This window comes from Janthinobacterium sp. GW458P, assembly GCF_002127585.1.
Taxonomy (GTDB): Bacteria; Pseudomonadota; Gammaproteobacteria; order Burkholderiales; family Burkholderiaceae_D; genus Janthinobacterium.
In genome coordinates this window covers 65,902-80,893 of record NZ_NEGZ01000011.1, presented here as the reverse complement: position 1 = coordinate 80,893, position 14,992 = coordinate 65,902, and the positions used below count along the sequence as shown (strand labels likewise).

At 62.0% G+C, this 14,992-nt stretch carries 13 protein-coding genes; 3 read left to right on the top strand and 10 right to left on the bottom strand.

Going from position 1 to position 14,992, the window contains the following annotated elements; all coding sequences use genetic code 11:
- Positions 1-72: 72 nt before the first annotated feature.
- The 3 genes from CBW50_RS09640 to argJ are packed head-to-tail and all read right to left on the bottom strand — an operon-like array spanning position 73 to position 2,608.
- Positions 73-495, bottom strand: coding sequence for an NUDIX domain-containing protein (locus CBW50_RS09640; protein WP_086145327.1), 423 nt, complete (start codon positions 493-495; stop codon positions 73-75).
- A complete protein-coding gene (locus CBW50_RS09635; protein WP_086145326.1) occupies positions 492-1,373 on the bottom strand; it encodes an ATP-binding protein in 882 nt (293 codons plus the stop codon). The genes CBW50_RS09640 and CBW50_RS09635 overlap by 4 nt, the downstream gene beginning before the upstream one ends.
- A complete protein-coding gene (gene argJ, locus CBW50_RS09630) occupies positions 1,370-2,608 on the bottom strand; it encodes a bifunctional glutamate N-acetyltransferase/amino-acid acetyltransferase ArgJ (RefSeq protein WP_086145325.1) in 1,239 nt (412 codons plus the stop codon). Before argJ ends, CBW50_RS09635 begins: the two co-directional genes overlap by 4 nt.
- Before the next feature lie 644 nt (positions 2,609-3,252).
- Here argJ and CBW50_RS09625 point away from each other — a divergent pair.
- A complete protein-coding gene (locus CBW50_RS09625; protein ID WP_157792413.1) occupies positions 3,253-4,221 on the top strand; it encodes an alpha/beta hydrolase in 969 nt (322 codons plus the stop codon).
- Between the two features lie 74 nt (positions 4,222-4,295).
- Here CBW50_RS09625 and secA read toward each other — a convergent pair whose 3' ends face one another.
- The gene (gene secA, locus CBW50_RS09620; protein ID WP_086145323.1) at positions 4,296-7,067 is read right to left on the bottom strand and encodes a preprotein translocase subunit SecA; all 2,772 of its coding nucleotides are present in this window, start codon (positions 7,065-7,067) and stop codon (positions 4,296-4,298) included.
- Between the two features lie 279 nt (positions 7,068-7,346).
- On the opposite strand from secA, the gene CBW50_RS09615 reads away from it, so the two are divergent.
- Complete coding sequence (locus CBW50_RS09615; protein ID WP_086145322.1) at positions 7,347-7,856, top strand: DciA family protein; 510 nt, start codon at positions 7,347-7,349, stop codon at positions 7,854-7,856.
- Positions 7,857-7,996: 140 nt separating this feature from the next.
- Here CBW50_RS09615 and lpxC read toward each other — a convergent pair whose 3' ends face one another.
- The 3 genes from lpxC to CBW50_RS09600 all read right to left on the bottom strand — a co-directional run bounded on the left by lpxC (position 7,997) and on the right by CBW50_RS09600 (position 10,786).
- On the bottom strand, positions 7,997-8,932 hold the full coding sequence (lpxC, locus tag CBW50_RS09610) for a UDP-3-O-acyl-N-acetylglucosamine deacetylase (protein ID WP_086145321.1): 936 nt from the start codon (positions 8,930-8,932) through the stop codon (positions 7,997-7,999).
- 75 nt (positions 8,933-9,007) lie between these two features.
- The gene (locus CBW50_RS09605) at positions 9,008-9,850 is read right to left on the bottom strand and encodes a DMT family transporter (protein ID WP_086145355.1); all 843 of its coding nucleotides are present in this window, start codon (positions 9,848-9,850) and stop codon (positions 9,008-9,010) included.
- Between the two features lie 165 nt (positions 9,851-10,015).
- Positions 10,016-10,786 (bottom strand): helix-turn-helix transcriptional regulator, encoded by a 771-nt coding sequence (locus CBW50_RS09600; RefSeq protein ID WP_086145320.1) that lies wholly within the window; start codon positions 10,784-10,786, stop codon positions 10,016-10,018.
- A gap of 104 nt (positions 10,787-10,890) precedes the next feature.
- Between CBW50_RS09600 and CBW50_RS09595 the strand changes: the two genes are divergently transcribed.
- Positions 10,891-11,658 carry a class I SAM-dependent methyltransferase gene (locus CBW50_RS09595; RefSeq protein ID WP_086145319.1) on the top strand — a complete coding sequence of 256 codons (768 nt, stop codon included), beginning with the start codon at positions 10,891-10,893 and terminating at the stop codon, positions 11,656-11,658.
- A gap of 49 nt (positions 11,659-11,707) precedes the next feature.
- On the opposite strand, the gene CBW50_RS09590 is transcribed toward CBW50_RS09595, so the two are convergent.
- From CBW50_RS09590 to ftsA, 3 genes are all read right to left on the bottom strand, one after another.
- The gene (locus CBW50_RS09590) at positions 11,708-12,214 is read right to left on the bottom strand and encodes a peroxiredoxin (RefSeq protein ID WP_086145318.1); all 507 of its coding nucleotides are present in this window, start codon (positions 12,212-12,214) and stop codon (positions 11,708-11,710) included.
- Positions 12,215-12,397: 183 nt separating this feature from the next.
- Positions 12,398-13,606: a cell division protein FtsZ gene (gene ftsZ / locus CBW50_RS09585; protein ID WP_086145317.1), complete on the bottom strand. Its 1,209-nt coding sequence runs from the start codon at positions 13,604-13,606 to the stop codon at positions 12,398-12,400.
- A gap of 152 nt (positions 13,607-13,758) precedes the next feature.
- Positions 13,759-14,991, bottom strand: a complete 1,233-nt coding sequence (ftsA, locus tag CBW50_RS09580) for a cell division protein FtsA (RefSeq protein ID WP_086145316.1) — start codon at positions 14,989-14,991, stop codon at positions 13,759-13,761.
- Position 14,992: the final 1 nt, after the last annotated feature.

Here is a 14,992-nt window from a genome sequence, read left to right as displayed (position 1 = left end):
CCGATGCAAGGGAAGGATGAAACCGGCTTGCGCCAGCGCAGCGCAAAGGCTGCATCCTGGCGCCAGTCACGTTCAGGCGGCAGCCAGGGATTCCCGGCGCACCTCGTCCAGCCATTCCAGCAAGGGAATGGTGGCGGGCAGCAAAGGTTCCACGCCGACCGTGCCCTGCCAGGCGAACGCCTGCCCTTCCAGGCTTTGCGGCTCGCCGCGCCAGTCGCGGCTGATATAGAAATGCAGGCGCACATGAGCGTGCGGATATACGTATTCGACGCCGCACCAGGCTTCGGCGCTGTCGATATGCAAACCGAGCTCTTCGACAAACTCGCGCTTCAAGGCGTCAAGGATGGCTTCGCCCGGCTCGACCTTACCGCCAGGAAATTCCCAATAGCCATCATACGGCTTGCCGGCCGGGCGCTGGCCCAGCAAGACGTCGCCGTTCGGCTTCATCAGGATGCCGACGGCCACGTCCACCGGTTTCACTTTCACTTCGCTCATAGCGGCAACTTTCCCGCAGGTAGTTTCCCAGCATAATCGCGCGCAAATTGCCAGGCTACCCGGCCCGAACGGGAACCGCGCTGCAAGGCCCAGCGCAGGGCGTCGCCGCGCGCCGCGGCAATCTGCTCCGGCGTGCAGCCGAACGAGGCCAGCCAGTGCGCGGCGATATCAAGATAATCATCCTGCTTGAACGGATAGAACGACAGCCACAGGCCGAAGCGCTCGGACAGCGAGATTTTCTCTTCCACCGTCTCGCCAGGGTGCAGATCGCCATCATCGTCCGTCTTGTAGCTGCTGTTGTCGGACATACGTTCCGGCATCAGGTGACGGCGGTTCGAGGTGGCGTAGATCAGCACATTGTCCGATTGCGCGGCGATGCTGCCGTCGAGCGCCACTTTCAGCGCCTTGTAGCCGCTTTCTCCCTCTTCGAACGACAGGTCGTCGCAAAAGATGATGAAGCGCTCGGGGCGCGCCGCCACCAGGTCGACGATATCGGGCAAGTCGGCCAGGTCCGCTTTATCCACTTCGATCAGGCGCAAGCCCTGGTTGGCAAACTGGTTCAGGCAGGCCTTGATCAGCGAGGACTTGCCCGTGCCGCGCGCGCCCGTCAGCAGCACGTTATTGGCTGGACGGCTGCTCACGAACTGGCGCGTATTCTGCTCGATCTGGGCCTTTTGCGTGCCGATGTTGTGCAAGTCGTCCAACGCGATGTTCGACACGTGGGCGACCACCTGCAGACATGGCACGGCGCCCGGGCGCCGGCGCCAGCGGAAGGCAAAGCTGTTCCAGTCCGGCGCGGGCGCCGCCTGCGGCAAGATCGCTTCCACCCTCGCCAGCAAGGCTTCGGCGCGGCTCAGGAATTGATCGAGGCCGATCATGAGCGATAGTCGGCGTTGATCGACACGTAGTCATGCGACAAGTCGCACGTCCACAGCGTGGCCGTGGCATCGCCGCGCGCCAGTTTCACACGGATGGTGATTTCGCTTTGCTGCATCACGCGCTGGCCATCCTGCTCCTGGTAATCGGGGTTGCGGCCGCCATTCTTGGCTACCCACACGTCATCCAGATACAGGTTCAACTGGCCCACGTCCAGGTCATCCACGCCTGCGTAGCCGATGGCGGCCAGGATGCGGCCCAGGTTCGGGTCGGACGCGAAAAAGGCCGTTTTCACCAGCGGCGAATGGGCGATGGAATAGGCGATCTTGCGGCACTCTTCCACGTTGCGGCCGTCTTCCACCGTCACCGTCATGAACTTGGTGGCGCCTTCACCGTCGCGCACGATGGCTTGCGCCAGGAAAGTCGACAGTTCGGTGACGGCCGCCGCCAGTTGCGCATAGTGCGGCGAATCGATGGAATCGACGACCAGGCTGCCGGCGCCCGTGGCCACCAGCATGAACGAGTCATTCGTGGACGTGTCGCCGTCGATGGTGATGCAGTTGAACGATTTATCGGCCGCCTGTTTCACCAGCTGGTCCAGCACCGGTTGCGCCACGGTGGCGTCGAACGCGAGGAAACCCAGCATGGTGGCCATGTTCGGCTTGATCATGCCGGCGCCCTTGCTGATGCCCGTCAGGGTGACCGCGTGGCCGCCGATGGTCACCGTGCGCGAGCCCGCTTTCGGCTGCGTATCGGTGGTCATGATAGCTTCTGCGGCCGAGAACCAATTGTCAGGCGTCAACGCTGCCACGGCTTGCGGCAGACCGGCGACCAGGCGCTGCACGGGCAAGGGTTCGAGGATCACACCCGTGGAAAACGGCAGGATTTGCTGCGGCGTGCAGCCCAGCAACTCGGCCAGCGCAGCACAGCTGGCCTGCGCGTCGGCCAGGCCCGAATCGCCCGTGCCCGCATTCGCGTTGCCCGTATTGACCAGCAGCGCGCGGATCGGTGCGGCGCCGGCCGTCACGGCGGCCAGGTTGGCTTTCGAGATTTGCACGGGCGCGGCGCAGAAGCGGTTCAGGGTGAACACGCCGGCCACGGTGGCCGTCGGCGCCAGTTTCAATACCAGCAAATCCTTGCGGTTGGGTTTCTTGATGCCAGCTTCGGCGACACCGATTTCAATGCCGGCGACGGCTTTCAAGTCGGCGGCGACGGGCTTGGGAGAATTGACGGCCATATGAGTTCTTCTGCTAGGGAAAATGGAAGCGCTATTGTAGCGCCTTCGCGCCGCAGGTGAACAAGCGGCAAGTGAATAGTCGCGGCGGCACCGGCGGCGGCGGGACGGGCAACTAGCGTGGCCAGACTTGCGATTTATCAGATTGATGCCGGCTGGCGGCGCTAAGATGGGGGAACAGGCCACTATGCGTCTGGTAAGCGCCGCCCAGGGAGAATGTCATGGCCCATGGCAAGTCATACACAACACAGCGCAGCGACGCAGGTCTGTCGTGCCTGTCGTGCCTGTCATGCTTATCGTTCCTGCTGTACCTGCTTTGCCTGCTTACCTGGTTGACCGCATGCACGGCACCGCCCAGTCCCACCGACGCCGCCCGCGCTCCCGCACCCGCTGAACAGACGCCCGACACGCTGCCGCGGGCTCACTCGCCGCCGCCCAAGGATGCCGCGCGGCCCGCGACAGCAGCCGCGCCTCCCGGCGATACGGCACCGCCACGAAACACGCCCTGGACCAGTTCGTGGTCCGGGGCGGGCCTGGGCGGGCTGTTCGGCAAGCTCGGTAGCGCGGCCGCAGGTGCCGGTTCCGCCATTGATAGAGCCTCCTCCCCCGTCAGGACAAATGGGGGAGCGGCTGCCACGCAAGTGACCGTGTACTACGCCACCGACAGGAAGTACCTGCCAGAGCGCAACAATTATGGCTGGCAGCCCAACCGCACGCCCCCCTACCTGAGCTACGGTAGCGTGCAGGTGAGCATTCCCGAAAAAAGAGCGCCGGGCGAGCTGCCGCTGCCGCCCTGGTACGACATCCTTTCCGGCGACGATGCGCAAAAATACGTGCTAATCAAGGGAAGCACACGCCTGTCGCGCGCGGATTTTCTTGCCACCGTCAAGGCCAGGTTACGGGCCGCGCCGGAACGGCACGCCGCCTTCGTCTACATCCACGGCTACAGCAATTCCTTTGACGACGCCGCCAGGCGCACGGCGCAGATGGCCGTCGACCTCGATATCGGCGCCCTGCCCGTGTTCTACAGCTGGCCATCAAAAGGCACGCTGGCCGGCTATGAGTTCGATGAAAACGCCGCCGAATGGACCCAGACGCACCTGCAGGCCTTCCTGGCCGACTTCGCGGAGCACGCTTTCGCCACCGATATCTATATCATCGCCCACAGCATGGGCAACCGCCCGATGACCGTGGCCCTGGCCAACTTGCTGGAAAAGCGCCCCGACCTGCTGCCCCAGTTCAAGCAGGTGGTGCTGGCGGCGCCGGACATCAATGCCGATATCTTCCGCGAGCAGATCGCTCCCCGTTTTGCCAGCCTCAAGCTTCCCGCCACGCTGTACGCCTCCGCGAACGACAAGGCCATCCGCGCTTCCTACAATTTTGCCGATTGGGACAGGATAGGCGACATCCGCGGCCCCGTCGTCGGCATCCCCGGCATGGAACTCGTCGATGCCTCGGCCGTCATCATGAATTTCATGGGCCACGATTACTTTGCCAGCAACCGCGTCCTGCTGACCGACATCGCCACCCTGATCAAGACGGGCCAGCGCGCAAAAAACCGCGGCGGCTTGAAAGGCATTCCCTCGCAGGCGCCGCAGTACTGGGCCTTTCCCTGAGCAGCCGGCCACACGTTGCTGCAAAAAAAACGGAGACCGCAGTCTCCGTTCTTGTTCAGGCTGTCAAGCAGGCCTTACGCCAGCTTGCCGTGGCAAGCCTTGTACTTCTTGCCGCTGCCGCATGGGCATGGATCATTGCGGCCAACCTTGACGCCCATGCTCACGCTCATGTCGTCGACATACTGGTCGTTGCCGTCGCCAGCCGTCGGCGCCAGCAGTTCTTCCGGCGCCGCGTTCGGGTCGAATTCGGCGTGCTGGTAGTGCACGTTTTCCACGTGCGACTGCTGCATCGCCTGTTCGGCCGCATCGACTTCTTCGCGCGACTGGATACGCACCGTCATCACGTGTTTCGTGACGTCGTTCTTGATCATGTCGAGCATCTGGCCAAACAGTTCAAACGCTTCGCGCTTGTATTCCTGTTTCGGGTTCTTCTGCGCATAGCCGCGCAGATGGATGCCCTGGCGCAGGTGATCGAGCGCCGCCAGATGTTCGCGCCAGTGGCTGTCCACGCTTTGCAGCATGACATTGCGCTCGAAGCCGCCAAACGATTCCTTGCCGACGATGTCGATCTTCGACTGGTACACGGCGTCGGCCGCGGCCAGCACTTTTTCCAGGATTTCCTCGTCCGTCAAGGTCGAATCGGCTTCCAGCATTTGCTGCAGCGGCAAGTCGAGCTGCCATTCGCCGGACAGGGTATTTTCCAGGCCCTTGATATCCCACTGCTCTTCCACCGACTCTTCGGGCACGTACTGGTGCACCAGGTCGGTGAACACGCCGTGGCGCAGGGAAGCGATCATGTCCGAAATATCGGTCGTTTCCAGCAGCTCGTTACGCTGCTGGTAAATCACCTTGCGCTGGTCGTTGGCGACGTCATCGTATTCCAGCAATTGCTTGCGGATGTCGAAGTTGCGCGCTTCCACCTTGCGCTGGGCCGATTCGATCGAACGCGACACGATGCCTGCCTCGATCGGTTCGCCTTCCGGCATTTTCAGGCGGTCCATCACGGCGCGCACGCGGTCGCCGGCGAAGATGCGCAGCAGCGCGTCGTCGAGCGACAGGTAGAAGCGCGACGAACCCGGATCGCCCTGGCGGCCGGCACGGCCACGCAGCTGATTGTCGACGCGGCGCGATTCGTGGCGTTCGGTGCCGATGATGTGCAAGCCGCCAGCATTGACGACGTGGTCGTGCAAGGATTGCCATTCGTCGCGCAGGGTCTGCGACTGGGCTGCCTTGTCGGCGTCGCTCAGTTCAGGATTGGCTTCGATGAACTTGATCTGGTTTTCCACGTTGCCGCCCAGCACGATGTCGGTACCGCGACCGGCCATGTTGGTAGCGATGGTGATGGCTTTCGGACGGCCTGCCTGGGCGATGATTTCCGCTTCGCGCGCATGCTGCTTCGCATTCAGCACGTTGTGCGGCAAGCCGGCCTTGGTCAGGATGCCCGACAGCAGTTCCGAGTTCTCGATTGAGGTCGTACCCACCAGCACGGGCTGGCCGCGCTCGTAGCAGTCGCGGATGTCGTTCAACATCGCGTTGTATTTTTCCGCCGACGATTTATAGACCTGATCCTGGCGGTCCTTGCGCTGCAGCGGACGGTTTTGCGGAATGACAACTGTTTCCAGGCCGTAGATTTCCTGGAATTCGTACGCTTCGGTATCGGCCGTACCCGTCATGCCGGCCAGCTTGGCGTACATGCGGAAATAGTTCTGGAAGGTGATCGAGGCCAGGGTCTGGTTCTCGTTCTGAATCTTGACGCCTTCCTTCGCTTCGACGGCCTGGTGCAGGCCGTCGGACCAGCGGCGGCCCGTCATCAGACGGCCCGTGAATTCATCGACGATCACCACTTCATTGTTCTGCACCACATAGTGCTGATCCTTGAAGTACAGCGCATGCGCGCGCAGGGCCGCATACAGGTGGTGCACGAGGGTGATGTTGGCCGAATCGTACAGCGACGCGCCTTCCGGCAACAGGCCCATCTCCATCAGGATGCTTTCGGCCTTTTCGTGGCCCGCTTCCGTCAGCAGCACCTGGTGCGCTTTTTCATCCTTGGTGTAGTCGCCCGGCACTTCGACCTTGCCCTTGCCGTCCGGCGTTTCTTCGCCGATCTGCAGGGTCAGGCGCGCAGGCACTGCATTGATCTTGTGATACAGGTCCGTGTGGTTCTCGGCCTGGCCCGAAATGATCAGCGGCGTACGCGCTTCATCGATCAGGATCGAGTCGACTTCATCGACAATGCCGAAGTTCAGGCTGCGCTGCACGCGCTCGCGCGCTTCGTAGACCATATTGTCGCGCAAGAAGTCGAAACCGAATTCATTGTTCGTGCCATACGTGATGTCGGAGTTGTACGCCTGCTGCTTGGCGCTGTGCTCCATCTGCGACATGTTCACGCCCGTCGACAGGCCCAGCCACGCATACAGGCGGCCCATCGTCTCGGCGTCGCGCTGCGCCAGGTAATCATTGACAGTCACGATATGCACGCCCTTGCCCGACAAGGCGTTCAGGTAGGCTGGCAAGGTTGCCATCAGGGTCTTGCCCTCGCCCGTGCCCATCTCCGCGATCTTGCCGAAATGCAAAACCATGCCACCGATCATCTGCACGTCGAAATGGCGCATGCGCAGGACGCGCTTGCTGGCCTCGCGGCAGACGGCAAACGCTTCCGGCAACAGGGCATCGAGCGATTCACCGGCGGCGATGCGTTCCTTGAAGGCAGGCGTCTTCGCTTGCAGCTCGGCATCCGACAGCTTTTCGATGGCCGGCTCGAGCGCATTGATCTCGCGTACCGTTTTTTGGTATTGCTTGAGCAGCCGCTGGTTGCGGCTACCGAAAATCTGGGTCAGTAATGACATGCTTGAATTCTTGAAAAAACGCCGTTAAAAAAAGCTCGGTAGGTGACGACGAAGTAACAATCGCGTAACCGCACGGAGTTCGACTATGGCAAAAGACGATGATTTTATCATGCGTTCCCGCCAAGGTTGGGGTAATGCACCATATAACAATAGCTTAATGACAAACAAATGGCAGAAAGTGCGGACATTTCCCATACTGTAAGGCAATACGGCCTGCCCGCCTGCGCCGCCCTCGCCGCCGCACTCGTCATGCGCGGGCGAGTGTGCTATGTTTCGGCCATGCGAACTCCCACATATTCTCCGGCACCACGCCGCGGCTACGGCTTTGCCCGTTCAGGCCCGGCCGTCACGGGCGCAACCGATTTTCTGCGCGGCAACGCCACGATGGCTTCCCTGATGCCCACCGTCACGCGCCTGGCCGCCCTGCAAAAAGATTGCGCCAAGGCATTGCCGGCGATGTTCGAGCATTGCGACATCCTGCAATTCGAGAGCGGCCAACTGGTACTGGCTACGCCGAACGCGGCGCTGGCGGCCAAGCTCAAACAGCAATTGCCGAAATTACAAGGAGAACTGGAAAAGAAGGGCTGGCAGATTTCAGGCATCAAGCTGAAAGTGCAGGTCATCAAGAGCATCGCGCCCATCGTGCATACGCGGGCGCTGGTGTTGCCGGAAAAAGCCATGTCGGCCCTGGAAGAACTGAGCACGGCCCTGCCGCCATCGAAGCAGAACGAGCAATTGATCGCAGCGCTGCGCAACATGGTGCGCCACCACCGCGAACCAAAAGATTAAGAACACCATGCGGCGTCTTGACACCTCAGAAAACCGTAGCGAGCGGGCCTAGTTCTGGTCAAGAAGCGCAACTGCGCTAGAGCACAGTGAGCATCGCAGGCCGGAAATCGGCCCGCGCAGTAGGTTTAATGAGGCGTCCCTCAAGTAAGCGACCACTCGCGCTCCATCTGGCGCAGATACGATTGAGGCGCCGCCTCGTTGGTGGCGAACGAGACGATTTCATACGCATCCGGCTGTTCCAGCAGCGCCAGCAGCAACTGGTTGTTCAGCGCGTGGCCAGACTTGTGCGCCGTGTAGTACGCCAGCAGCGGGTGGCCCACCAGGTACAGGTCGCCGATGGCGTCGAGAATCTTGTGGCGCACAAACTCGTCTTCATAGCGCAAGCCATCGGCGTTGAGGATGCGGTATTCATCCATCACGATGGCGTTTTCCAGCGAACCGCCCCGCGCCAGGCCCATGCCGCGCAAGCTTTCCACGTCCTGCATAAAACCAAAAGTGCGCGCGCGCGCCACGTCATGCACGTACGATACGTCGCCAAAGTCAACGGAGGCGCGCTGCATCGTGCCATCGACGGCCGGGTGGTTGAATTCGATGAAGAAATCGAGCTTGAAGCCGTCGTACGGCGACAAGCGCGCCCATTTCTCCGCGTCTCCCTTGCCATGACGCACTTCCACGGGCTTGATGACCTTGATGAATTTCTTCGGCGCCTGCTGCTCTTCCACCCCGGCTTGCTGCAGCAGGTAGACGAAGGACGAGGCGGAACCGTCCATGATGGGAATTTCTTCCGCATTCACGTCGATCACCATATTGTCGATGCCGAGGCCGGCAGCGGCCGACATCAGGTGTTCTACGGTAGACACCCTGGCGCCGTCCTTGATCAGCACGGACGCCATGCGCGTATCGCCCACTGCCATGGCGCTGGCGGGAAATTCCACGACAGGATCAAGGTCGATGCGGCGAAACACGATGCCCGTGTCGATCGCGGCGGGACGCAGGGTCAGCTCTACCTTGGTTCCTGAATGCAAGCCGACACCAATGGTGCGGACCAATTGTTTGATAGTACGTTGTTTTAACATCTGTCGATTATATCTATTTGCCGGATTTTCGTTGCGGCGCGGCATGGACCACACCAGAAAAACCACATTCGGCCGTCATGGATGCTCGCTTTCCGCATGCACGGCTTCGCGCCGCACCAGGTAAATGCCGCTGCCGATGATGATGGCCGCGCCGACCAGCGTGTATTCGTCAGGCAAGGCACGCCACAGCAGCCAGTCCAGCGCCATGCCCCAGGCCAGGGCCGAATATTCGAACGGCGCCACACTCGACGCCTTGCCATGGCGAAACGCCTCCGTGATGGCCAGTTGCCCCAGGAAGCCGCTCAGCGACAAGCCCGCCAGCAGCCACCAGTCTTCGCGGCGGATGTCGACCCACTCGTGCGCCGACAGGGCCACGCCGCCGGCCGCCATCATCACCATCAGCCAGAACACCATGCTTTCGCTGGCGTCCGTGCGGCTCAGGATGCGGCCCGTGACGGCGGAAATGGCGTAACAGGCAGCCGAGCCGAGCACGGCCAGCCCGGCCAGCGAAAAGAAGCCGGTACCGTCGGGGCGCAGCGCCACCAGCACGCCCAGGAGACCGACGGCGATGGCGCACCAGCGGGCCAGGTCGACTTTTTCCTTCAGAATAAACACCGACAGGACCGTGATCAGCAAGGGGGCGACGAAGAACAGCGAATACGCCTCGGCCAGCGACATGCGTTTCAAGCCGTAGGCGAACAGGGTAATCATCAGCACGCCCAGCGCGCCGCGCAGCACATGCAGCGGCCAGCGCACCTTCAGCACATTCTTGAAGGCGCCGCGGTACAGCAGGTACAGGCAAACGAGCGGCAAGGACGACAACGCGCGCAAGGCCGTCACCTGCATGGGCGGATAATGGGCGGACAACAGCTTCATGGCTGTGTCCATCAAGGAAAACATGGCGACGGCGACCAGCATCACATAGATGCTGCGCAGGTTAGGATTGCGGGATATCAGGACAGACTCCTGGCGAAAGAGCGGGACCGTCATCATGGCGACGGCCGGAGCCAGGACAGGATGGCAAGGCCAAGCGGTCAGTCCGATTATAACAAGCGCGGCCGTTTTACATTTTCAAAGGAGCAACTACACGGACAGCAGCATCACCAGCTTCAGTTCGTGCTGACGCGCCAGGTGCAGGGTCACCTGATGGTAGCTGAGCATCCCCTGCAGGGGATGCTGGAAGCGGCGCACGCCCCCATCGCGGCCCTGTACCTGCTGCGCGCCCCACCACTGGCGAAATTCAGCACTGGCGTCGGCCAGCTCCGCGATCAGGCCGGCCAGCGGCGCCTGGTCCGCCTGGCGGCCGATATCGGCGCGAAACTCCGCCACCAGCCGCCGCGCCCGCTCGGGCCAGCCGACGACCAGGTCGCGCGCGCCAGGCTCCAGGAACATGAAGCGCAGCTGATTCGGCGCGGCCCCATTGCCATGCAGCCAACCCGTAAACAAGGCGGACGCCGCGCCGTTCCACGCCACGGCGCTCCATTCGCGGTCGAGAATGTAGGCGGGCGCGTCGATGGCGGCGACGATGGCGGCCAGCTCGGCGGCAGCAGGGCCCTCGCCCTCGCCTGTTCCATGGCTGGGGTCATGTTTGTCGGCCACCTCGAACAGATAGGCGCGCTCGGCCGCGCTCAGCTGCAGCACCTGCGCCAGGCGAGACAGCATCTTCGCCGACGCCGACACGGGCCGCCCCTGCTCCAGCCACGTCAGCCAGGTGGGACTGACATCGCACAGCTGGGCCAGCTCTTCGCGCCGCAAACCGGGCGTGCGCCGGCGCCCGCCACCGGGCAAACCGGCCATGACGGGGGTGACGGCTTCGCGCCGTGCGCGGATGAATTCAGCGAGTTTGCTCGACATGACAAGGATGCATGGTAGTGGATATACCAGTATAAGTTATGGTCTTGTTACAGGATAATTTTATCCCTATTCTGCAGGAACTCACCCATCAACAGGAGAACACCATGCAGCAGCACGATGTCGTTACCGAACAGTTTGGCAAGACGGCCAATGCCTACCTGAGCAGCGCGGTCCACGCGCAAGGGGCCGACCTGGTGCTGATGCAGGAATGCGCGCGCCGCCATGGCAGGCCGGCCGTGTTGGATCTGGGCTGCGGCGCCGGCCATGCCAGCTTCGCCGTCGCTCCCGTGGCGCAATCGGTCGTCGCCTACGACCTGGCGCAGCCCATGCTCGACGTGGTGGACCACGCCAGGGCGCAGCGCGGGCTGCATAACATCAGCACGCAGCAGGGCGACGTGGCCCGGCTGCCGTTTGCCGACGCCAGCTTCGACATGGTGGTGACGCGCTTCTCCGCCCATCACTGGAACGACGTGGCGGGAGCCTTGGCCGAAGCGTGGCGCGTGCTGCGCCCGAACGGCACCTTGCTGGTGGTCGATATCGTGGCGCCGAAGACGGCCCTGTACGACAGCACCTTGCAGGCGGTGGAAATGCTGCGCGACGCCTCGCACGTGCGCGACTACCGCACCTGCGAATGGGGCGCCAAGTTCGACAGCGCCGGTTTCACGCACAGCTTGCGCAGCGTATGGAAGCTGACCATGCAGTTCGACGAGTGGGTGGCGCGCATGCGCACGCCGACCGAGCGCGTGGCGGCCATCCGCAACCTGTTCGATGGCGCGCCCGAGGAAGCCAGAAGATATTTTGCGCTGCAGGACGACTATTCGTTCAGCATCGACGCGGCCATGTTCGAGGCAACGAAACCGTCGGTGCAGTAAACGTAAAAACGGCGCCCAAGGCGCCGTTTTTTCATGCTGCGAACAACGCTTAAGCCAGCTGGCCCAGCAAGGTTTCCGCATTCGACACTTCAAACTTGCCGCCTTGCTCGATGTTCAATTGCGTCACGACGCCATTGTCGACCAGCATCGAGTAGCGCTGCGAGCGCGTGCCCATGCCGTACTTGGAAAAATCGGCGTCCAGGCCCAGGGCCTTGCTGTAGGCGGCATTGCCGTCAGCCATCATGCGCACGACGCCGGTGGCTTTCTGGTCGCGGCCCCAGGCGCCCATCACGAAAGCGTCGTTGACGGAGATGCACCAGATTTCATCGACGCCCGCCGCTTTCAGGTCGGCAGCGTGCTGCACGTAGCCGGGCACGTGCTGTGCGGAGCAGGTCGGGGTGTAGGCGCCGGGCAGGCCGAAGATGGCGATCTTCTTGCCCTTGACCAGGTCTTGCACGTTGAACGTGTTCGGGCCCAGTGCGCAACCTTCGGTTTCGCTTTCGATGAATTCGGCCAGGGTGCCTTCTGGCAGGGTGTCGCCGATCTTGATGGTCATGTTGACTCCTTGTGTACTGTCGGTTGAGGATGCTGCCGGCATGATGCCGACACTGCGCGATAGTATGCCTGACTTGCCGTATTTGTGCAGAAAGTGGGCGGAAAGGCAAAGTCAAAAGTCAACAAACGGCAAAAAAAACGGCGGCCCTCAGGCCGCCGTCATCGTTACTGACATCAGATCACCTTAATCTGCTTGCTTGCGCAGGAACGCTGGAATATCGTAGGTTTCCATGCCATTCTTTTCCATCGCGCGCACCTGCTCGGAAGCCGATTCGCGGCGCCATACTGCCGGCGCCTTCATGCCGTCGAAACCGGCTGCCGGCGTGGCCACGCCAACCGTCGTCGTCGCCGCTTGCGCGCTACCCATGGCAGCCGACGGGGTCAGCGGGCTGTTGTGGGTGCCGGTGCGCAGCACTTGCTGCGGTACCAGCTGGATGTTTTTCTTCGCGCGGCCCAGGCCCGTGGCCACCACGGTAACGCGGATGTCGTCACCCATGGCGTCGTCGTAGGCGATACCTTGCGCGATCGACGCGTCCGGCGCGGCAAACGCGCGCACGGCAGCCATGACTTCCTTGATCTCTTTACCTTTCAGGCCACGGCTGGCCGTGACGTTGACCAGCACGCCACGCGCGCCAGAGAGATCAATGCCGTCCAGCAGTGGCGAAGCGACAGCCTGTTCGGCGGCGATGCGCGCGCGGTCGACGCCGGAAGCCGTTGCCGTGCCCATCATGGCCTTGCCCTGCTCGCCCATGATGGTTTTCACGTCGTTGAAGTCGACGTTGATATGGCCAGGTACGTTGATGATCTCGGCGATGCCGGCCACCGCGTTGTTGAGCACATCATCGGCGTGCTGCATCCACTCCAGCATGCTTTCGTCTTCGTAGATCTCTTCCAGTTTTTCATTGAGGATGATGATCAGCGAATCGACGTGCAGGGACAGCTGCTCCAGACCTTCGTCAGCGATGTCCATGCACTTCTGGCCTTCGTACGAGAATGGCTTGGAGACCACGGCCACCGTCAGCGCGCCCAGTTCCTTGGCCACTTCGGCCACGATAGGAGCGGCGCCCGTGCCCGTGCCGCCGCCCATGCCGGCGGCGATGAAGACCATGTGCGCGCCGCGCAGCGAATCGGCAATGCGTGCGCGCGATTCTTCAGCCAGCTGGCGGCCGACAGCAGGCTTCATGCCGGCGCCCAGACCGGTATCGCCGATCTGGATGATGTTGTCGGCCTTCGATGTCGACAGGGCCTGTGCGTCGGTGTTGGCGGCAATGAACTCCACTCCCGACATGCCTTTGTTGATCATGTGTTGGACTGCATTGCCACCCGCACCGCCGACGCCGACGACCTTGATGACGGTACCTAAAGCTGTGTTATCGACCATATCGAACTCCATGATGTGCTCCTATCAGATGCGGTTTCCAAGCGCCAGGCCTCATATTGGTAGGAGAACTGGAGATTGAAAACTGCGGTTAAATATAAAATAAAGTTATGTGTGTACCTGCGTTGCTGCCAAAAAACCTGACCTGCCGGGCCTGAAGTACGCCCTTAAAAATTTCCCAAAAACCATTCTTTCATGCGCTGCCAGACTGCCTTCACCGAACCGTCCTGACGCGTCACGATATGGCCGCGCAGGTATTGCTTCTTCGCTTCCAGCAGCAGACCCAATACCGTGGCATAGCGCGGACTGCGCACCACGTCGGCCAGCTGGCCCCGATACTCTGGCGTGCCCAGGCGCGCCGGTTTCAGGAAGATGTCTTCCGCCATTTCCACCATGCCGGGCATGATGGAGGTGCCGCCCGTGAGCACGATGCCCGATGACAGCACGCCTTCGTAACCGGATTCGCGCACCACCTGGTGCACCATGGCGAACAGCTCTTCGACGCGTGGCTCGATCACTGCCGCCAGCGCCTGGCGCGACAGGTTGCGCGGTCCGCGGTCGCCCAGGCCCGGCACTTCCAGCGATTCGCCAGGATCGGCCAGGACCTGCTTGGCCACGCCATAGCGGATCTTGATTTCTTCCGCTTCCGCGGTCGGGGTGCGCAAGGCCATGGCGATGTCGTTGGTGATCTGGTCGCCGGCGATGGGAATGACTGCCGTATGGCGGATCGCGCCATCGRAAAATACCGCCACATCGGTCGTGCCGCCGCCGATATCGATCAGCACCACGCCCAGTTCCTTCTCGTCGGGGGTGAGCACCGCATCGGCGGACGCCATCGGCTGCAGGATCAGGTCCGACACTTCCAGGCCGCAGCGGCGCACGCACTTGACGATGTTCTGCACCGCCGACACGGCACCGGTGACGATATGCACCTTCACCTCCAGGCGAATGCCGCTCATGCCGATAGGCTCGCGCACATCTTCCTGGCTATCGACGATAAACTCTTGCGGCACCGTGTGCAGCAATTGCTGATCGGTCGGAATGTTAACCGCTTTTGCCGTCTCGATGACGCGCGCCACGTCGGTCGCCGTTACTTCCTTGTCCTTGATGGCCACCATGCCGCTGGAATTGAAGCTGCGGATATGGCTGCCCGCAATGCCCGCGTACACATTGCGGATCTTGCAGTCGGCCATCAGCTCGGCCTCTTCCAGCGCGCGCTGGATGGACTCAACCGTGGCCTCGATATTGACCACCACGCCTTTTTTCAGGCCCTTCGATTCGTGCTGGCCCAGCCCGATCACTTCGTGGCGCCCGTCGGACATCACTTCGGCTACCACCGCCACCACTTTCGAGGTGCCGATGTCGAGGCCGACGATCAGGTTTTTCGCGTCTTTTGTCATT